At 39.1% G+C, this 21,477-nt stretch carries 16 protein-coding genes and 1 pseudogene; 12 read left to right on the top strand and 5 right to left on the bottom strand.

The genetic code is table 11. The features are described from left to right. Positions 1–477: 477 nt before the first annotated feature. Positions 478–1,776 (top strand): Zn-dependent hydrolase, encoded by a 1,299-nt coding sequence (locus IEX12_RS14225; RefSeq protein WP_188725410.1) that lies wholly within the window; start codon positions 478–480, stop codon positions 1,774–1,776. A gap of 733 nt (positions 1,777–2,509) precedes the next feature. Here the strand turns inward: IEX12_RS14225 and IEX12_RS14220 are convergent. Beyond that, the gene (locus IEX12_RS14220) at positions 2,510–3,373 is read right to left on the bottom strand and encodes an EamA family transporter (RefSeq protein ID WP_188725409.1); all 864 of its coding nucleotides are present in this window, start codon (positions 3,371–3,373) and stop codon (positions 2,510–2,512) included. Positions 3,374–3,496: 123 nt separating this feature from the next. On the opposite strand from IEX12_RS14220, the pseudogene IEX12_RS23480 reads away from it, so the two are divergent. The 6 genes and pseudogenes from IEX12_RS23480 to IEX12_RS14190 form a co-directional block, all read left to right on the top strand. Then, positions 3,497–3,694: pseudogene (locus tag IEX12_RS23480) on the top strand (hypothetical protein); the annotation flags it as partial. A 217-nt stretch (positions 3,695–3,911) separates the two neighbouring features. Beyond that, entirely contained in the window at positions 3,912–4,616 is a 705-nt protein-coding gene (locus IEX12_RS14210; RefSeq protein ID WP_155555441.1) for a DUF421 domain-containing protein, read from the top strand. Between the two features lie 430 nt (positions 4,617–5,046). Next, on the top strand, positions 5,047–6,039 hold the full coding sequence (locus IEX12_RS14205) for a glycosyltransferase family 2 protein (protein WP_155555440.1): 993 nt from the start codon (positions 5,047–5,049) through the stop codon (positions 6,037–6,039). Beyond that, entirely contained in the window at positions 5,987–6,361 is a 375-nt protein-coding gene (locus IEX12_RS14200; RefSeq protein ID WP_188725407.1) for a GtrA family protein, read from the top strand. The genes IEX12_RS14205 and IEX12_RS14200 overlap by 53 nt, the downstream gene beginning before the upstream one ends. A gap of 12 nt (positions 6,362–6,373) precedes the next feature. Next, positions 6,374–9,016 carry a YfhO family protein gene (locus tag IEX12_RS14195; protein ID WP_188725406.1) on the top strand — a complete coding sequence of 881 codons (2,643 nt, stop codon included), beginning with the start codon at positions 6,374–6,376 and terminating at the stop codon, positions 9,014–9,016. 279 nt (positions 9,017–9,295) lie between these two features. Then, positions 9,296–10,120 (top strand): HAD family hydrolase, encoded by an 825-nt coding sequence (locus tag IEX12_RS14190; RefSeq protein WP_188725405.1) that lies wholly within the window; start codon positions 9,296–9,298, stop codon positions 10,118–10,120. A 108-nt stretch (positions 10,121–10,228) separates the two neighbouring features. On the opposite strand, the gene IEX12_RS14185 is transcribed toward IEX12_RS14190, so the two are convergent. Then, positions 10,229–11,533, bottom strand: a complete 1,305-nt coding sequence (locus tag IEX12_RS14185) for a S8 family peptidase (RefSeq protein ID WP_188725404.1) — start codon at positions 11,531–11,533, stop codon at positions 10,229–10,231. A gap of 320 nt (positions 11,534–11,853) precedes the next feature. On the opposite strand from IEX12_RS14185, the gene IEX12_RS14180 reads away from it, so the two are divergent. The 4 genes from IEX12_RS14180 to IEX12_RS14165 all read left to right on the top strand — a co-directional run bounded on the left by IEX12_RS14180 (position 11,854) and on the right by IEX12_RS14165 (position 16,143). Beyond that, positions 11,854–12,780: a phosphotransferase gene (locus IEX12_RS14180; protein WP_088049912.1), complete on the top strand. Its 927-nt coding sequence runs from the start codon at positions 11,854–11,856 to the stop codon at positions 12,778–12,780. A 567-nt stretch (positions 12,781–13,347) separates the two neighbouring features. After that, entirely contained in the window at positions 13,348–13,833 is a 486-nt protein-coding gene (locus IEX12_RS14175; RefSeq protein WP_088049914.1) for a CBO0543 family protein, read from the top strand. 153 nt (positions 13,834–13,986) lie between these two features. Further along, on the top strand, positions 13,987–14,502 hold the full coding sequence (locus IEX12_RS14170) for a hypothetical protein (RefSeq protein WP_088049915.1): 516 nt from the start codon (positions 13,987–13,989) through the stop codon (positions 14,500–14,502). Between the two features lie 357 nt (positions 14,503–14,859). Next, the gene (locus IEX12_RS14165) at positions 14,860–16,143 is read left to right on the top strand and encodes a glycosyltransferase family 2 protein (protein WP_188725403.1); all 1,284 of its coding nucleotides are present in this window, start codon (positions 14,860–14,862) and stop codon (positions 16,141–16,143) included. A gap of 21 nt (positions 16,144–16,164) precedes the next feature. On the opposite strand, the gene IEX12_RS14160 is transcribed toward IEX12_RS14165, so the two are convergent. The 3 genes from IEX12_RS14160 to IEX12_RS14150 all read right to left on the bottom strand — a co-directional run bounded on the left by IEX12_RS14160 (position 16,165) and on the right by IEX12_RS14150 (position 19,980). Then, on the bottom strand, positions 16,165–17,289 hold the full coding sequence (locus IEX12_RS14160) for a DegT/DnrJ/EryC1/StrS family aminotransferase (protein ID WP_102415386.1): 1,125 nt from the start codon (positions 17,287–17,289) through the stop codon (positions 16,165–16,167). Positions 17,290–17,291: 2 nt separating this feature from the next. Next, positions 17,292–18,608 (bottom strand): nucleotide sugar dehydrogenase, encoded by a 1,317-nt coding sequence (locus IEX12_RS14155; protein ID WP_102415385.1) that lies wholly within the window; start codon positions 18,606–18,608, stop codon positions 17,292–17,294. A 151-nt stretch (positions 18,609–18,759) separates the two neighbouring features. Beyond that, positions 18,760–19,980, bottom strand: a complete 1,221-nt coding sequence (locus tag IEX12_RS14150) for a glycosyltransferase (protein WP_102415384.1) — start codon at positions 19,978–19,980, stop codon at positions 18,760–18,762. Between the two features lie 405 nt (positions 19,981–20,385). Here IEX12_RS14150 and wecB point away from each other — a divergent pair, with 405 nt between their 5' ends. Beyond that, complete coding sequence (gene wecB / locus IEX12_RS14145; RefSeq protein WP_088049920.1) at positions 20,386–21,468, top strand: non-hydrolyzing UDP-N-acetylglucosamine 2-epimerase; 1,083 nt, start codon at positions 20,386–20,388, stop codon at positions 21,466–21,468. The last annotated feature ends 9 nt before the right edge of the window (positions 21,469–21,477 follow it).

Raw genomic sequence — 21,477 nt, 5'->3', positions numbered from 1 at the left:
AAGCCCGTAGATAATTTAACCCCTTCAAAAAATTGAATGATGAAGGGTCTAGCTTTGTATTGGCTTTTCTCGATAAGTGTTTTCATACAAAAGTATAAAATTTAGGCTCTATTCTGCTCTCAGCAGAGTAAGCCACGTCCGGCTCCAGCGCCCAGCGGCTAGTGTGCTTCCTTCACCTCCGTACGATAAGCCAACATCGACTCCCTCAGGTCGTCGTGTTTCCTTTATCTCCTACGGCTCAGTCCAGCACATACGCCGCTAAACGGGCGCTTACGCCTTTGTTCTGACTTTTTACGATTTAGGTCTTGATAATCATGGGTGGTGCCTGTTACTTCCCAGATTTAGTCGAATAATATTAAAGGCGAAGGGGTCTTAATTCAATTTGCTTTTCTTGTTGGATTAAGGCTCTTTTTGATAAAGTAAAAGAAAATACTATCGTATAAACTACCGCGATATTGAAATTTGGGAGGATTATACATGCAAAAGGAAAAACAGTTTTTATTGCAGGAAAAATTGTTGGAAGATTACAATGATACATATGATTATGAAGGCGTTTCTGGAAAACGGCTGGCATCGCGATTGGATGCATTAGCTCAAATCGGGTTGACGAATGATAATGGCTCAAATCGCCCCGGATTTTCCAAGGAGGAGAAGGCTGCACGAGAGCTTGTATCTGGCTGGATGCGGGAAGCGGGTCTTTCCGTACGTGAAGATGGTGCTGGAAATATTATTGGCAGATTAGCAGGGAAGAATAATGAATTACCCGCCATCATGAGCGGTTCACATGTCGATAGTGTACCAAATGGCGGGCATTTTGATGGAACACTTGGGGTATTGTCGGCCTTGGAAGTTGTAGAGGCTTGGAAACAATCGGGTTATCAGCCCAAGAAACCATTTGAGGTTGTCGTTTTTACTGATGAAGAAGGGTCGCGTTTCAATGGTGGGTTAAATGGCAGTGAAGCAATGATTGGCAAAGGCGATTTACAAGCAAAGCTAGAGCTCATTGATAAAGATGGTATGAGTTTTGCTGAAGTATTACAGGATGTGGAATTAAGCGTGGACAGCTACAAGTCGGCTAAGCGAAATCCGGATGAGCTTGATATATTTGTTGAAGTGCACATTGAACAAGGCAAGCGTCTGGAGAAAGAAAACTTGCCATGTGGTATCGTTACAGGGATTGCCGGCCCGTGCTGGCTGGAATTTACGATAAAAGGTGAAGCAGGACATGCTGGAAACACGCCAATGGATGATCGGCAGGATGCATTGGTTGCGGCAAGTGAATTTATTTTTGAAATCAATAAGCTGCCTCGTCAAATAAGTGAAACAGCTGTTGCAACAGTAGGCAAACAATTAGTCGAACCAAATGGCGTTAACGTTATACCGGGCCAGGTCAAATTTTACGTTGATATCCGTGACATCCACCGTGAAACAAGAGATGAAGTTGTTAATCGTGTACTGGCATTAGGTGAAAGAATTGCGGAAGAACACCATGTTGAAGTAGAATACGCAGAAAAAATGCGAGTAGAGCCTGTGCCAATTGATGAAGAAACACAGCATATTTTAGAGCAATCGCTAGAAGAAAAAGGAATCAAGCCTCACAAATTGCCAAGCGGAGCTGGACATGATGCAATGATTATCGGTGAAAAGCTGCCAATTGCCATGCTATTTGTACGCAGTAAAGCAGGGATAAGCCACAACCCGGCAGAATGGTCGGATTTGAATGACTGCGTACAGGTTGTACATGTATTGAAAGATTTCCTGGAAAAATTGCAGTAATACAGGACAGTTAATAAATGAAGTTTTTCAAAACGACTTTTATTTATGGGGAAAAGGTCATCGTAGGATCTTAACGGGTATGAGTGCAAACCTAATTGACAAACTAAATAGCATGTGAAATTGTATAGATTTTCGCATGCTATTTTTATTGGTTTATCAGCTTTATAGCGAAATCGTCTCCAAATTGCATTAGAAAATACATACGTAATAGCAATGTGAGAACAACTATTCCCATGTTTCTATTTACTACGTTAAAATAGATTTAAATGACTGGCAGATGCGTGATAGATCTAATTTGTAAAAATCCATTTCTATTTTAGATAGTTCAATTGTGTGAATGAAAGCCTTTTCGCTGTGATCCGAACGATTTTAGTCACTCATATCTATGATGAGTTCCTTTTTTCTTGTTATTGCGAGCAGGTTTGGTCACTCATATCCATGATGAGTGCCTCTTTCCTTGTTAGTAAATGCATTGCAGTCAGACGGAAAAGTTATTGGCAGATTTACATTTATCGTAACCTTCATCGGATGCAAGTGGGGAGCCGAAACAAAATTCCACACTTGTGAGCTTGATGCCTTTCCCTGTTTATCGTTATCCATGATTCTTTTATCACCTACTCATTATGAATCGTAATGAACCAAATTTGTTGTATGTAATGTATATTAGATTTGTTGAAAAGTGATGTATTTTAAAGACGTATTTTTTTCAGATTAGATAGTAAAAAGATCAAGATCAGCCAGACAATGTCAAGGCAATGATACCAAGTACCATCGTGCCAGATGCGATGACCCTGCGTATGCCAAATCCTTCACGTAATAGATAGGTACCCATGATCGCACCAATGAGAATGCTGACTTCCCGGACTGGAGCCACATGACTGACTGGTGTAAACATCATCGTGGTCAAAATCAGGATGTACGCCAATGGATTTAAGATGCCGATGCCAATAGCTTCTTTACGGTGCTGTTGCCAATCAGATTTGACCTGGCTCCACTGCTTTTTGGCGACGGGGCTTAATAACAAAAATTGCCCAAGAATGCTTGCATAATTTAATAGCAGCGGGGAAACGAAGACAATACTGACTGCACCTTTATCCAGAAGTGTATACCCGGCAATCATTATACCAATCAACAATCCATACCCGATGGGGAGAAGTGAATTTGCTTTTTTTATTACTTGGAACCCGCCGGAGAGAATAAAGACACTTATTACAATTAAGGCTACTCCAACGACGCCAATCCAATTGAGCTGTTCATCAAACAGAAAAATGGCAAAAATGGCGACAAGTAACGGTCCAGTTCCCCGGGCGATGGGATATATGACGGAAAGATCGCCAACTTTGTATCCTTTCTGCAGCGTAACCGAATAGACCAAATGGAGGATCGCACTGCCAATAATAAATAATACTTCGGTCCAGCCGATGTTGAAATGCTGGAAGAAAGAGAAAATGATAATAACAGGTGCATAAACGATAGTACTTACGGTTAGGTAAAGCCAAACAAAGGTAGAGCCACTATCCGATTTCTTAGCCAGGTAATTCCATGTGGCATGCATACACGCAGACAGAAAGATCAAAGAAAATGCTAATAATGACATGTTTGAAAAACTCCCTTTTAATGAAGGATTAATTGCAAAAACGATCGAGAGCAGCGCAAAGTCGATCGAGTGCATCCAAAATTCGATCGAGCGCAGCGTAAAAATGATCGAGAGTCTCCACAGGTTGAGAAGGTGTTAGAAGAAGTCCTTTATCCGCTGATACCGCAAAAACGCTTGCTTGATGTACAGGAAATCGCCGACTATACCATCTACCTGGCAGGTGCTATTGAAAAGTCAATCTCCCTGTATAAATCAGGAGCAAGAAATTCCATCAATTCTTCAAATAATTCTTCAATTAATTTTTTCCATAGCCCATCATAATCAGGTAGTGAACTAGCTGAGTATGGAGGCTGCTCTTCAAGGACTATATTGCTTGCCATCATTTTACCACATCCTTTTCCCGTTCCATAACAAGACTTTTTACTCGTTATACCCGAACGCACGTTTTAATTAAGAAATTGTTAAAATTATTTATTATTTTATAATAGCATCGAAATCGCACAACATAATAACAGTAAACGGTAAAGGTGTGAGATTGATGGACTTCTTTAGCAGCCAAGAGTCGCTTAGCACTGTCCAATGGGGGTTAAGAGCAGTTGTCGCGTTCTTTTTCTTAGTAATCATTGCAAAATTAATGGGACAGCGGTCCATTTCCCAATTAAGATTTTTGGATTTTGTCATTGCATTATTAATCGGAAATATTATTGCACACCCCTTATCGGACGAAGGGTTAGGATTAAAGGGCTCGATGATTACTATTGTCGTATTGGTTATCCTGTATCTTAGTGAGGTGTTTTTGAGTTTGAAATGGAGAACACTGCGGAATTTTTTTGATCCCGCTCCAATGCCTCTGATCGAAAATGGCAAGATAAATTATCTTAATTTAAAAAAAGCACGTATTTCCATTGATTTTTTATTGTCCGAGCTACGGAAAGAAAAAACGGAAAATATTCAAAATGTAGTACTTGCATTGTGGGAACCTGGAGGAACGATTTCCATATTTTTATATCCACAGTACCAGCCTGTAACACATTCTACTCTTACCAATCCATTAAAACCTTTTCATATCCCTAAGCCAGTTATTAAGGATCGAAAAATTGATTATCAAGAATTGCAAAGTATTGGAAAAGATGAAGAATGGCTGCTGAATCAGTTATCACTAACGTATAAAGCAAAAGTTAAAGATGTTCTGCTTGCAACCGTTGATAAGAATGAAAACCTTAATGTATTTCTTCATAAATAGCAGGACGCATCCTGTATATGTTAAAAGGAACAGGGAATAGTAAGACACTGTAGATATAATTCTTTTATGTACAGAATTGAGTATATTTTACGAACAAAGGCGCAAGCGCCCGTTTAGCGACGTATGGACTGCGCCCGCGCAATGCGGGTGGTTCGGTGTTGCCGCGCAAAGCGGCGGTTTTAACCGAACATTCCTACGCAGGAGATAAAGGAAACATGCCCCTTCATAGGGGTAGACGTGAGTTGGGCGCAAAGCCCGTACTTAGTCGGCCATCCTTCTTACCCGAACCGATGTTGACTTATCGTACGGAGGCGAGGGAAGTCCACTACAGCTTTAGTGCTGGAGCCGGACGTGGCTTACTCTGCTGAGAGCAGAATAGAGCTTAAATTTATATGCTTTCTTATCTTACCAAGTAAAAGAAGGTGCAGTAATGAAATCTGGTCTCATTTCGATCATCATTCCCTCTTTTAATGAAGCAAGTAACATTGAACTTATTTATAAAGCGTTGGATAAGGAATTTGCAGACATCCATTATGATTATGAAGTTCTTTTTATTAATGATGGCAGTACGGATGATACGTTACATTATATTAAAAAGCTGGCATCCAATAACCCAAGGGTAAAATATATTTCGTTTACAAGAAATTTTGGCAAAGAAGTAGCGCTGTTGGCCGGTTTTCAACATGTTAATGGTGACGCAACGATCGTTATGGATGCAGATTTGCAGCACCCCTGTTCGTTGATCAAACCATTTATTAAAGGATTCGAGGAAGGGTATCACCAGGTAATTGCAAAGCGGAACAGGAAAGGCGACGGTCGAATCCGTTCCTGTCTCTCTTCTCTTTACTATTGCATTATCAATAAAATTGTCGAGGTAGATCTGCGAGATGGAATTGGTGATTTTAGACTATTAAGCCGCAAAGCAGTTGAGGCGCTTCTCATGTTAAACGAAGGAAATCGTTTTTCCAAAGGGTTATTTTCCTGGATTGGTTTAAATCAAAAAATTATTTATTATGATAATGTTGCACGACAAAACGGCAAGTCAAAATGGTCATTTTCGAAATTATTTAATTATGGAATTGATGGTGTCATTTCATTTAATAACAAACCACTTCGACTTTGTTTTTATACAGGGGCTTTCATTTTATTACTGTCACTAGTTTATATCTTTGTTAATTTAATCATGATTATCAGGGATGGCATTACGGAACCCGGCTACTTTACGACCATTTCCGCGGTGCTTTTCCTTGGTGGGGTTCAATTGCTCAGCCTTGGTGTGATCGGTGAATATATCGGCAGAATTTATTATGAAACAAAAAAACGGCCTCATTATCTCATTCAGGAAACAAATATAAATAACGGAGAAAACAATGAAAGTAATCAGCAGAGAGTTTATAAAATTTATCCTGGTAGGGATCATTAATACAGCAAATTATTATATCGTCTACTTATTTTTACTTACAATTTTGGAAATCAATTATATGATGGCTCATATCTGTGGCTTCCTGATTAGTTTCATCATTTCATTTTTCCTGAATTCCTATTTTACGTTTATGGTGAAACCAACGTTATCGAAGTTTTTGCAATTTCCTTTGACTCAAGCTTTTAATGTAGCCGTTTCCTCTTTATTTATGTATGTGTTTGTTGAGTATTTCCAAATGGATAGTACAATCGCGCCAATCCTGTCTATTTTAATTACTACTCCACTTACTTTTATAATAACGGGAAAAATCTTAAAAAAATAACGGGGATTTGATATGAAAAAAAAACGTAACCTTTCCATCCTTTTTGGAGCAAGCCTTGTTCTTGCAATCCTTGCCCATCTGTTTTTTTTGAAGGAATGGACCCAAGGGCAATACATGGTAGGGCCAAATGACGGCTTGCAGCAGATGATGACATTCAAAAAGCTCCTTTATGAGCAATATACAAGCGGAAATTTCTTTTACGCGTATCAATATGGTTTAGGTGGCGGGACATACAGTCAATTAGCCTTTTACTTCTCGACGTCATTTGTATTCATCATCACTGCAGTTCTTGTTTTTTTATTGGAATGGATTCACCTGATTGAAACACCGGATATTGTTTTTTGGGCTAAGGCAGCTGTTTTTATAAGCATCTGCCGGTTAACACTCATTATTTTTATGACGACATATGTTTTTCGCTATATGAAATGTAATTGGCTGTCTGCGTTTATCGGGGCCGGTGTATATGGTTTATCTATTATGTATTACCGTCACGTAACGTATTGGGAGTTTTTTTCTGACGCGTTTCTCTGGGTTCCGTTGCTTGTGTTTGGCGTGGAAAAAATCATCCGTGAGGGACGGGTCGGATGGTTTATTGTTGCTATGGCAATAACGCTTTTTAACAATTTTTACTTTGCTTATGTCAATATCATTTTTATTGTCATTTATATTATATTTAGATGGCTTATTCAATTGGAGTCGAATGAAACAAGCAGACGGAGTCAATTAAAATTATATGTCAGTGGTGGACTGATCAGCTTTGGGATAAGTGCGGTGGCATTTATTCCTGCTGTTTATGGTTTTTTAAACAATTATCGACCATCCTATCCTTACGCCATTAAAAGCTTCGATTTTTCGGATAATATTTTATTTTTAAGTGCTTATGTTATTGTGCCTGCCCTTGTTTTACTTTTTCTTTTTACATTTTCCTTATATAAAATGAAAACTTTCCGATTGTTTGCCATCATGAGTGCTGTATTTATTTTTTTTCACTTTAGTCCGTTCGTGGCAAGTGCATTTAATGGTTTTTCTGCACCTCAATATCGCTGGGAATACCTGCTGTCATTCACGATGGGCGGAGCTGTTGCGGTAGGGTTGCAATATGTAAACAAGATAAGCAAGAAAGGAATTGGGCTATCAAGTATTATTGTGATCAGCCTTTATCTTGTTGTTTGTTATCTCGATGAGTCACTGCCCATCGCTTCTTTTCCGGTCATCTCCATATTATGTCTGCTAATTGCAACCATTACACTACTGTTTCTTTTTATTTGGAAGCGAAACAGGCCAAGGTATCTCTTATTACACATTGGGGTTTTACTTACCTGTGTTCTGCTCGCCAATGTTTATCAATACGCTATTTCAGAGGCGGGATCAGTTCAGAAAGTTACCAAAAGCTATTTGCTCAGTGATCGATATAATGGAAAAGAACAACGTGAATTGTTGCAAAAAGTGAAAGAACAGGATGCTGGTTCCTTTTACCGGATTGATTGGAAGGTCGGTTACTTAAATAACACCCCCATTGTTCAAGACTTTAATGGGATAAGCGCCTATTCAAGTATTCTGAACCAAGATATTCTATTTTTCTACCTGTATGATTTAAATATTGACATGGGCCGGGAAAGTGTCAGCCGTTATGCGACACTGGGAAATCGGGCAAACTTGTACAGCCTGTTTCAAGGCAAATACATGATGCGGGAAAAGGGCAATCCAGCGAGTGTTCCGTATGGTTTTAAGGAATTAATGGAGTCGGAACACTATACTGTATATCAAAATTCAAATGTATTGCCATTTGTACGCACAACAAAGCAAGTCTTTTCTGAAAAAGACCTGGAAAATGCTCCTGTTTTAAAAAGAGAACGCGCCATGCTCGAAGGGGTTATTGTAGCAAATTTGGACCGAACAAACGCTAACCTGCATGATGTACCTAACATCATAAACAAGACATCGATTGAAACGGTTGGTGCATCATATAAAAACAATAAACTGTCCGTCAATGAAAAAGAGGGAGGAATTGATCTTATTATCGATAAACCTGATATGGCTACAAGGGATTATTACGTCAGCTTTCATCTTGAAAGTTTGGCCAAAAGTCAAGGGTTTGCGTTAAAAGTAAATGACTACAGGACAACCCGCAAGCATAATCAATCCATCTATAAAACCTTTGTAGATGACCTTGTCATTCGTGTTCCAAAAGCAAATAAGATTTCGATCCGTGTACCAAGAGGAAAGTACATTTTGCGAGATCTTGCATTGTATAAAGAAAATTATCATACATTGGAAACTGCAAAAAAAACCGCAACAAAAAAGTCACAGGTGAACTGGGTCGATAATAAATTAACGATAACCTATAATAACCAGAACAATGATCGCTATATGATGCTGCCGATTCCATTTGAAAAAGGGTGGGAGTTAAGCATAAATGATGAACAGCAACCATTGAAAAAAGTGAATTATGCGTTCCTGGGGTTTCCTATAAAAGATGGGATCAATGAGATTAAATTAGTATATTACCCGCCATTTTTCAAGATCTCTTTAGCGGTGACATTGATAAGTATCCTGCTGACCCTTTTAATTATAAGACGAGGAAAGGGTAAGAAAGAACAAAGGCGCAAGCGCCCGATTAGCGGCGTATGTGCTGGACTGAGCCGTAGGAGATAAAGGAAACACGACGACCGGAGGGAGTCGATGTTGACTTATCGTACGGAGGTGAAGGAAGCACACTAGCCGCTGGGCGCTGGAGCCGGACGTGGCTTATCCGGTTATTAAGTTATCCACAGCCGCAAAATTTTATAATTTCCTAGACGACAAGACAGGAAATAGTGATTATAATGAAGGCTATATTTCCTTTCCCATACTTATTTTTGTAAACATAACAGGAAACAGCGCAGCTTATAGCGAATTATATAAGTAAGAATGGGTATGAAAGGGAGCTGGAAAATGGTAAAGGCAATTTTATTTGATTTGGACGATACATTGTTATGGGATAAGAAAAGTATTAAAGAAGCGTTTAAAGCTACATGTGAACTGGCAAAAGCAAAATATCATATCGACTCAGGTCTGCTGGAGGAAAAAGTGCGGGAAAATGCCCGTGAATTGTACGCCTCTTATGATACATATGCTTTTACCAAGGATATTGGCATCAATCCTTTCGAAGGACTTTGGGGGAATTTCGCGGACGAAGGGGAATCGTTTCGTAAATTAAAGGCAATTGTTCCGACATATCGGCGTGAATCATGGATCAAAGGCTTGAAAGCAATGGGAATTGATGATTCCAGTTTTGGTGCCACCCTCGCGGAAACATTTCCAACGATGCGCAAGAAAATGCCATTTGTTTATGATGATACGTATCCTGTACTAGATCAATTAAAAGGGAAATTTCAACTTCTGCTATTGACAAATGGTTCCCCCGATTTACAGCAGGCCAAACTTGATCTGACGCCAAAATTGGCAACATACTTTGATCATATTATAGTTTCTGGCGATTTTGGTAAAGGAAAACCAGACCCTGAAATTTTTGATTATGCATTAAAACACCTGCCCGTGAAGAAGGATGAAGCGATCATGGTAGGGGATAATCTTATGACTGATATCCTTGGAGCATCAAGGGCAGGGGTTGATTCTGTCTGGGTAAATCGTAATGGTGGCTTAAAACAAGGGGAAGTAATGCCGACCTATGAAATAGCTGATTTGGAAGGGCTTTTGCCGATTGTAGAGGGCTTGCAATCAGGTAAATTGGCTAAGCACTCGGTGCGGCAATGCTGATCAATATGCAAAGGTATTAAAAAGAAAACCCATTTCGGCACAGCAACAAGGAAATTATATGACGAAAAAAACGGCCTCCATTTAAATGAAGGCCGCTAATACCATAATTTACTTCGCCTCACTAACCTCAAGCTGGTTATGGGCATAATTTTGCGCCATTGCGACTGCATTTTTTGCTTCAATATATCCCCAATGATCATCAAACATTGGTGGGGCAGTAGTTTGCAAAATGCTCTTTACATCGTTCGGGCTAAGTGCAGGATTTGCCTCAAGCATCAATGCGACAACACCTGCACATATTGGGGTTGCCATCGACGTACCGGATAGCTGCAAATAATAGTCGTCGATAATTTGTTCCGGCACTTGTTTTTCCAACTCTGAATCTGGTGCCAGCAGCGAAATTATATCGGTCCCGGGTGCATAAATATCAGGCTTAATCAGTGAATCAATTGTAGGTCCTCGGCTGGAATAATCAGCAATTTCGTCGTCGGAACGTGACTCGGTATTTTGATCCACTGCCGATCCAACAGTGATAATGAACGGATCGATTGCTGGCGTACTGATTGTCATAGGCTTTGGTCCGTCATTCCCGGCAGCAGCACAAACAACAATTCCTTGATGCCATGCTTCTTGAGCTGCTTGGGCTAACGGGTCATCCCGATAGGATTCATAAGCCTCGGCACCTAAAGAAAGAGAAATGACCCGGATGTTGTAGTCTTCTTTATGTTGTATACACCAGGAAATGCCTTTTATAATGGTCGATAATCTGCCGCTTCCATTCTGATCCAGCACTTTTACCCCAATTAGCGAGGCTCCTGGTGCGGGACCAGTATATTTTCCGTCTGACTGATAGCCATCACCCGCTGCATCGCCAGCGCAATGCGTTCCATGTCCATTATCATCATATGCTTCTTTATTATCATTAATAAAATCTTTAAAAGCAACAATACGATTCGCTTGCTTTGTTAAATCATCATGAGGAAAAATTCCTGTATCAATTATGGCAATGCCAACGTCTTTTCCAGTAAAACCGGACTGTTCCTGTACGTTAATTGCACCAATTTGTTCCGTAGCAATGTCAAGCAGGGCTGTAACTTGACGATCGTAAAAGATCCGATCAATTGCTTCATGATCTTTGATTTTCCGTATCATTTTTGGTGTAAGATGACCACAGACCGTATTGTCCATTCCCAAATCATTGCCAATCTTGTTGTTCGCTTCCTGATGACAGGTTTTTATAAGATCATCCACCTTGCTCCTTTCCATGCTCTTCGCAAAATAAACAATAACTGGGATGTTCTCGTCGTCTGTTTCATAAGGATCTTTTTTTCGTTTGTACCGTAGTTCTTCCACTAATCCAGGATCCAGTTTCCGGCCGGCTTCATCATACCATACTCTTTTTCGACTGCTCATTTTGTTTCCTCCTTGTGATTTTATATTTTTAAAATCTACTTGCGAAACAACAATGATGTTGAACAAGGTATGCTAACCATCATCTGGGCTGTCCATTCACATATCTTGTTCGTTTTCTAAGAGTTTGCCAATCTGATAGGTGATGATTCATTTGATACTAGCATAGCAGGCCGGGACAAGGTTAACAATATGCCGAATTAATCAATTTTTTAGAAAAGTATCATGTTACTTTAAAACTAGAATTTGTAAAGTGGTTAGGTTGAAATGTCTGAATCTTGTAGTAATATAATTACTATAGACTTATAAAAAGGGGGATTAAGATGAATGCAAAGGATATAGTAAAACGATTTGGTTTGCAGATAAAAGAGGAACCAGTAAGTATCTATCCTTTTTCGCCCGTTTTTCGTGTCCCTTATCAAAAGGGAGATGTCATTGTTAAGCGAACGCAAAGGCGTGCAAAATGTTTGACAAACTATACCACCTCAATAAAAGAAAACGGGATTCAGGTCGTAACCCCTGTCCCGCTGGCTACAGCAAATCCGCAAAAAATCGGTAATGATACATATGTCGTTTATCCGTTCATCAAGGGGTTTACCTATTCCGGTAAAGACCAGGAAATTGTAGAGGCAGGTGAATTACTGGGACGTATTCATTCTTTGTCTCCAAAGGAAAACACGTTTTCTTTGGCAGAATATGATGTCTTTGATTTTACGGACGACGAAGTAGAAGAAAGTATGCAAGATATTGAACGTAGTGCCGAACAACATAACATTATTATCGACAGCATGGAATTAAAACAAAAGCTGCTGGAAATCGTCAGACAACAAAATAATTTTAAAAACAGCAATTTGCCGTCTATTGCAACACCACACGATTTCAAGGCAAATAACCTGATTTATACACCAGAACCCTATTTAATTGATCCCGATAATGCAATATGGATTCCCCGTATTTTTGACTTGGCATTAGCCCTTTTGTTATTTCATAATGAACTGTCGACTGCCCCGGATACAATCTTTACACCTCGGCAATGGAAGCTTTTTCTGAATGGATATAAGGCAAACGTCCAGTTGACCAATTTAGAAAAGCAATTCTGGCAAGAAGCAATTGAGCATGTCTTTTTAGATGAGGTGATGTGGCTGATGGCTGATGTTGAGGAGGATTGGGAGAGAGTGGAGCAGCGAAAACTGTTTGAAAGTTTGATAAAGATGTTGATGGATCCAGTTGATTATGGACTTGATATGTAGTATTGAATAAGATTGTTCAATACTAGGATATTCTCCTTCTGCATAATTTGCATTTAATTACAACCTGGATTCCCGGTTTTTTATACCTAGGCGCTTGAAACCCTTAATAACACTGGATTCTTCATTTGGCTCCATAGGTATAAATTAACCTATGTGTTGACGAAAATAATTCAAGGATCCTTTATTTATACGGCTTTAAAGAATCCTAGGTATAATTTTCCGGGAACCCAGGTTACAAAGATAACTAGCAAAAAAGTTAACGGAGGTTTTTTGATGGAACAGGGAAAACAAATAAGACTAACCCCAGGAGAAACATCACAGGGTGCTGTTTTACATTATGGAGGATATGGCTGTAAAGGATATTGCTATTCAGGAAATCACCACTATAAATGATAATCTAAGGATGTACACACCACAGATTTACTCTTATCTTTCGTATCCATATTCCATTCTTTTGACTTCATACAACGATACAAACACTATGTTATTCATACTGTTCCTTCTTATTGGGCATATTATGGAATGATCAACAAGTAAAAATGATCCAAGTAAGAAAGGATTGTCATCATGGAAAAAATTATTTTACGAGGATTTTTTGCATTGGGGCTCGGTCTGTTACCTATTTTATTTAGGAAGCCTTCAAAGAATTTGCTGATCACTTTCTTTTTGACTGGGTTTTTAGCGAATTTACTTGATGAATTTATGGTCAAAACCCGTCGAGTAAAGTATCCTGTCCGGCTGTTTAAACGATTTAGTGATAAAAGCATCTTGTTTGATTTTTTAATGCTACCCATTGCCTGTACGCTTTTTATAAAAGCAACATCAAAGTCGAAATGTTCTTCCATTATTGGTAAAGCATTTTTATTTAGTGTACCGATGACTGCTTTTGAATGGTTGTTGGAACGAAAAACGCGTCTCATTCGATGGATTCGATGGTCCGTAGTACATAATCTCATTTCGCTTACGCTTTATTTTCTTGGGGCACGCGGCTTTATAGGGGGTATCAATACGTATTCAGGAATGGACTTACTAAATAAAGAGGATGATGATTAGACATGTAAGCCTAAATAAGCTAGTAAAGAAGCTGCAGATATAGCTTCCCCCGACAACAGCCAAAGATGATCTCTATTGATGTAACGATCCTTAAACACAGAACTATGGATAGCGACATTACTTTGAATGAGGCATAGCGATAGAAGGGATTGTATGAAACCGAATAAAGAATATAAATCTCCTGTGGCAGCTTTATTGTGGTCGATCATAATGGCTGGTTTCGGCCAGTTTTATAACGGACAGTATTTTTTTGGTACACTGCTTTTAATATTGGAAATTGTTTTTAATGGTTTTTCCAGTTTAAATATGTCTATTCTTCATTCTTTTCATGGAGAGGCACAAAGGGCTCATGATATTTTCGATCATCAATGGGGGTTATTTTATCCGTCTACGTATGCTTTTTCAATTTGGCATGCTTATAACAAAGCAATTATTATAAATTATCAGCAAGAGGAGAAAGATCCTCCTAAAGAGACGTACTTAACGGGTTTTTTTATTGCATTTGTCGTTGGGATGAATGTTGGCGTTTATTATCACCACTACTTCCTCGTCCATATCCGGTTTTTTACATTCTTATCCAGTCCTATATTCAATGGGCTTCTTTTTGGAATTATTTGCGGTATCGTTGGGCACTTTTTGGAAAAGTACATAAAACATAAATGGAATTAAATCAAAGACAGGTTACTATAGCAACATTAGATTTTCCTACCCATGTTACAAGTTGCAGGTGGATTTGACCAATTTGGAAAAGTGATACTAGCAAAAAGCAACCGCGATGTCTTTTTAGGTGACAGATGTAGAAGAGAATTAGGAAAGGGGGTAGCAATGAAAACTGTTTGCAAGTTTGATTGAGATGTTGAGTGATTCAACTGATTATGGCTGACATGTAGTTCCATCCCTGCGCACCAAACGTTAAACCGACTTTTCCATATAGAGGGGGCTCTTATCGGAACGCCTTTTGATAAGGAGAATACAATAAAATGTATACGGTTTAGCTAAAACGATGTAGAAGAGGGAGTTTTATAATTGAAAGACATTACTGCTATTCTTGTTCAATATACCGATCAGGCATTATTGCAAAAGGCGCTCGTCTCTTTAAAAGAAATACGCTCCAGGTTGGAATCCATTATCATTGTCCAAGCGCAAAATAGTTCCTTCCAAAATCAACAAAATTGGTTTGAGCAAGTTCAGCTTGTTACAATCAAAAATAACGACCTTGGGGAAACCTTGAATACGGTTATTGACGGGGTAACAAGTCCATATGTGTTATTTCTTCATGATTCAGACTACCTGACTGCTAACATTAATGATGGATCCCTCCACATCCCAAACAAAAAAGCGATTTTAGCAACACTACATTGTCATCGCAACATTGTTACCCATTGGCCATTATTAGTCCCCACAGTGTTGCTAAAACAGGAACGTTTTATGTCCAGCTATCAGCTGCCTTTTAAGGAGGCACTTTTACCTGCTTGGCTTAGCAAAATGGACACTGCCTTTATAATTAAGAAGGAAGGTATCATCAAACAAGCAAGGAAAAATAATGCTGCAAATACAATAGAGAAGCAGCAATTTATCCAGAAATATCAGCAACAAAAAATAAAAACGGATCACCCGGCCATTACTGTTTTGCTAGCAAATTATAATATGAGGAAATATGTAGAAACAGCTATTGCTTCCTGTTTCATGCAAAGTGAACAACCTCAACAGGTTCTAGTCATGGACGATGGATCAACGGATAATTCACTTGAACAACTAAAGCGCTGGGATAATGGAAAGCAAGTGCTTGTATTTCGTAAAACAAATGAGGGAAAAGCAAGGGCATTAAACGATTTGTTACCGCATGTTACATCTGATTTTATATTGGAGCTTGATGCTGATGATTGGCTTGATCCTGACGCCATTTCTGTTATAAAGCAAAATTTATCAGACCTTCCGAACGATGTTTCGGTGTTGTACGGCAATTTGCGGAGATGGAAACAGTTAAAAAATGAAGTGGATGTACTTTTTAAAGGTGTTGCCAAAGGAAAAGCTGTCAATGGCCTAAACGATTTGTTAGGGTATCGTTTTCCCCTTGGTCCTCGAATATACCGAACATCGTTTTTACAAAAGGCAGGGGGATTTCCTGTCATCACTTTTGAAAATGGCAGGCTGTATGAAGATGTAAGTGTATTATGCCGTTTAATAAAGGATTCCCGATTTAGCTACCGCGACTTTACTGTGTACAACATACGGGAACATCAGGAGAGTATTACAAAGATCAACAATAAGAAGTGGAATGACTTTATAAAATTAGTATCCATTGACTGAGAAGAACAATGGATATGTCTTTTACCCATTGTTCTCGGCAAACTTTTTGACTACTGAAATAATGTAGTCCTGTTTCTCAACGGAAAGTGTAGGAAAAATTGGCAACGCTAATATTCTTTGAGCTGCTTTTTCGGCAATCGGGAAATCACCCTTCTGATAGTCAAGATAGTGGAAAGCCTTTTGCAAATGCAGCGGAATCGGATAATAAATAGCAGAGGCGATGCCGTTATTATTTAGTTCCTTTGCAAGCTCATCCCGTTTGTCTAATTCGATACAGTACTGATGGAAGGTGTGCCTTCGCCTTTCCGGGATGGTTGGTGTTTTAAAAAGATTGTTGAAGCTGTGCGTGTATCTTCTGGCGATTTCTATTCGCTTATGCAAATAGGAGTCTAAATAAATAAATTTGGTAAGCAAAATTGCTGCCTGAAATTCATCAAGCCTGCTGTTCATACCAATTGCCGCATGATGATATTTCTGTTCGCTCCCATGATTCCTGAGTATATTTATTTTTTCATACCATACCTTCTGATTTGTTGTGACAAGCCCACCATCACCAAATGCACCGAAATTTTTGGACGGAAAAAAGGAGAAACAGCCAATGTCCCCAATTGCGCCTGCTTTTTTTCCTTGGTACTCGGTTCCAAAGGCTTGACAGGCATCCTCGATGACATACAAGTTATTGTCACTTGCGATTCGCTTTATTTCCTGCATATTAGCCGCCTGCCCAAATAAATGAACGACCATAATCGCTTTTGTATGATGGGTTATTTTTTCTTCCAATTTTTCGGGGTCAATGTTATAAGTAGTTTCCTCAATATCAACAAACACCGGTTTTGCCCCAGTTTGTGCAATTGCCTCGGCAGTCGCAAAGAAGGTAAATGGGGTAGTGATGACCTCATCTCCTGGTCCAATGTCTAATGCTTTTAAAGCTAATATAAGGGCATCGGTACCATTTCCTACTCCAAGACTATAAGATGTTCCTAAATAGCTGGAAGCTACCTTTTCCAGTTTTTTCCCTTTTTCCCCTAATATATATCCCCCACTATTTAAAACCTCGGTTAATTCGGTTAAGAGGGGATTTCTTAACAACTTAGCCTCTTCTTTTAAATCAACCATTGGTATCTGTCCGAATTTATTATTTTGCATGTTTAATTCATCCCTTTACTTGCATTTCCGATACTTTGATAATCAATGCCCAACGTGGTAATCTGTTCTTTGTTTAGTTTATTTCTTCCATCAAAAACCAGCTGACAGTTGCTAAATTGCCTAAACCCAAGATCGGCGTATTCTGAATGAAAGGCTTGGAGAATTACTACATCTATTTTGGAAACAAAAGAGTCATCCAATGATAACGGGTGAACACTAAATTCGGCAATTTCGTGATCTGAAAACTGTGGATCATTTACGAAAATATTTGCATTTCTATCTTGTAGTAAATCAATTAATAACAATGTGGTAGACTTGGTTGGCTCCTTGACATTTTCCCGATAGGATAAGCCTAAAATAAGCACATTTTTATTCGCCAGGGATCCGAGCTCTTTTTCAATTTTTAAAATTGCGTCATTTGCCATGTTATCATTGATTTGCCGTGACAGCGTCGTTAGCCCCTGGCCCAAGCCTTTGTTGATAAAAAAGTGGGGATAAATTGGGATGCAGTGTCCGCCAACCCCAATACCAGGGGAATGTATATGTGAATAGGGTTGACTATTGCTAGCTGCGATCACTTCTGAGATATTCACTCCTTTTTCATCGGCAAACTGGGCAAGTTCATTTGCGAGTGCAATATTCACATCACGATACACGCACTCTGCTACCTTGGCGAATTCTGCCGTTTCCAATGAACTTACTTTGATTAATTCGCCGCTAAGTGTTTGTTTGTAAAAGTTTGCAGCAAGTTCAACACTTTTCTCGTTAATTCCGCCAATGATTTTCGGATAGTGCTGCAAATCTTCAATAATTCGATTGGAGTAAACTCTTTCGGGACTATATGCCAGATAGAAGTCCTTACCTAAACGCAATCCCGCCACTTCTTCTATTTTTTTGCCGAACCGATGTTGTGTATCCCCTGGTGGAAGTGTTGTTTCAAAAATGACTAACGAGCCTTTTTTAATCCCCTTGGCTATGTCTTCAACCGCTTGATCAATAAAGCGGTAATCGGTATTATTTTGCTGATCAATTAATACGGGAACAATCACAACAATTACATTTGCTTGGGAAACGGCTTCTGTACTTTTGGTAGTAGCCGTTAATGTTTTATCTTTATACGCATTTGCGACTAGCTGATCTAATCCTGGCTCATTGTTAATATGGGATTTACCTTGATTGACAGCATTTACGACATCATTGTTAATATCTGCACCAAAAACATGGCATCCATGATTGGCAAACACAGCAGCTAATGGCAGCCCAATCTTGCCGAGCCCGATAACTGCCACATTCGGCAGTGACTGGTTTTGATCTATCATTCTATTTCAACCTCATTTCTATGATCGTAACAAATTTATTAACAGTTTATGTAGTTGAAAAATAAAATGATTGGACTGTTTTGTTGGGTTGTATCTTGATTTATTGTCAATATCATCAAGTAAGTTTTACGAGCCAGATAGTATGTATACGTTATTGCTTTAATCGGCTGTAAATGGAAAACAGCTTTTTTTCCATATGTCCCCAGCTGAAATATGTTTCCATTATCTTGCGGGCATTTGTACTCATTTTGATAATTTCACTGCGATTGGAATGAAGGTTGCTCAGTGCATGAGCATAATCAGCAGCTGTTGCCTGCTGTTTCTTGACAATATACCCACAATGATAGGTTTGAATAAAATTCTCCATATCCTTGCATTGGTTAACCAGTACGGGTATGCCATTATTCAAATAGCTGAAGAATTTGTTTGGCATAGCATATCGATTATTCAGGGAATATTCGGCATCCAAATCGATCCAACCAATATCAACGTCTTGCATAGCTTCCGGAATGGAATCATAATTTACCCATCCAGTAAATTCCACTTTGCTTTCTAAATGAGAAGGAACAGGAGGATCCGTATCTTTGGCTAATTTTTTTCGTCCGCCTATAATCCTTACTCTCAGGTCAAAGTTCTTGTTACACGTTTCCACAATATTCATCAGCTTTTTAAAACTCCCGCGTTTCGTATTGAGCACACCTTCAAATCCGATGAGCAGATCCTTTCCTTTGCCTTGACCTGGGTTATATTCGGATGTTAATGGCGGGGAATTATAGATTACTTCAACCGGAGTCTTGGGGTTTATCGAATGAAACCATGATTTAATCGATTCGGATACCGTAATCACGTAGTCTACCTCTTTTAACATATACGCAAGCATTTCACGTTTCAGCTTTTGTGTGCTTTGCGCCTGTTTAACCAGCGGGTCTGGTTCTAATTCATGGCTATCGTAGATTAATTTGCAATTTTTCCCTATTGCAGTTAGTGCACGCTTGATTCCGACACCAGAATAAAGTGAAAAAAATTCATGAGCATGATAGATATCTGCCTGTTGCTTTATTCCCAATTGTGTTAACGGATCATTAAAACGTGAATCGCTTCCAGAACGGAGATTGTGATGCAGACCTTTGATATTTTTTTCTGGATCTATCTGTTCATAAGTAACCACTTTAATACCTTCATGAAAAAACGTAGGGGAGCGAAAACGGTCGTGAAAGATAGTTCCATCTACGTCAAACAGGTAACCATCTTTTCTGGGCACAATCATTGTTACCCGATAACCTCGTTTGTTAAGACTTTTGGCTTCCTTTTTAAAAATTCGTGCGTCTAAAAAAGGATGTTCCGATACAAGAATACAAACATTTTTAGGCATTATGATCCTCCAACTCACGCTTTACGTTTTTCCTGCACTTTCTTTAAAAGCTAAGAAAGTATATAAATTTTGGCTTTATTCTGCTCTCAGCAGGGTAAGCCACGTCCGGCTCCAGCGCCCAGCGACTAGTGGACTTCCCTCACCTCCGTACGATAAGTCAACATCGGTTCGCTTTCAGCTCACCGTGTTTCCTTTATCTCCTACGGCTCAGTCCAGTCCATACGTCGCTAAACGGGCGCTTGCGCCTTTGTTCATGTGTAATTCATTACCTACTCTCTATGATATTTGCGTCCATGTAAAATCATGTTCGGAAAGTGATAATAAGTAAGACCAAATTCAAGTTAATGAACCACAAATAGAATGGCGAATAAAATGGATTAAACGTTTTATGGAAAGGAGAAAAAAATGAAAATTTTAACGGTTATCGGAGCAAGACCGCAATTTATAAAGGCATGTATGTTGTCTAGAATGATAAGATCTGATTCGAAAATGGAAGAAATTATCGTACACACTGGACAACATTACGATGATAATATGTCGGCCATTTTCTTTAACCAATTAAAGCTGCCAAAACCAGATTATTATTTAGGGGTAGGGTCTGGATCTCATGGAAAACAAACAGGTAAAATGTTAATGGATTTGGAGAAGGTGATGCTCCTTGTTAGACCAGATATCGTATTGCTATATGGCGATACCAATTCAACGCTAGCCGGATCCCTGACAGCTTCAAAGCTTCATATTCCAATAGCGCATGTAGAGTCCGGATTGCGCAGTTTTAATAAAAGTATGCCTGAAGAGATTAATCGAATTGTCACGGATCATCTCTCTGATTGGTTGTTTTGTCCTTCGAATACTGCTATTGAGAACTTAAAAAGGGAAGGGATCGAAAAGGGAGTATATCTCACGGGCGATATCATGTATGATGCTGTTCTGCATTTTAAACATCATGCCTTAAAACAATCGTCCATACTAAACGAGTTATCACTTTCCAAAAATAACTACTATCTGGCAACCATTCATCGGGGTGAAAACACGGATGACCCCGAACGCTTAAAATCGATACTTGAAGCTTTTCAAAAGGTAAACATGGAGGTTGTCCTCCCGCTACACCCCAGGACCAAAAGTAAAATAAACCAATTCAATTTTACCGATTTCATTTCGTCTTCGTCTATTAAAATCGTAGAGCCGCTACACTATTTTGACATGTTAGCTGTTGCTTCGCAGGCAAATGCTATTTTAACGGACTCTGGAGGATTACAGAAAGAGGCCTACATGCTTCAGGTTCCTTGTATTACGCTACGAGATGAGACAGAGTGGGTAGAAACTGTAATGGCAGGCTGGAATCACTTGGTCGGTACAGATACGCAGCAAATCGTCAATACAGTAAAGGCACTTCAAGTCCCCAAGGAATATGTACCGCTTTTTGGGGATGGAAGTACTTCAAAAAAAATAGTTGATATCCTCATGAAAAGCTTTGGAGAAAATTGATGGGGTGAG

Origin of the sequence: Lentibacillus populi (genome assembly GCA_014642895.1) — a bacterium.
Taxonomy (GTDB): domain Bacteria; phylum Bacillota; class Bacilli; order Bacillales; family Amphibacillaceae; genus Lentibacillus_C; species Lentibacillus_C populi.
This window is presented reverse-complemented; position numbering and strand designations above follow the sequence as displayed.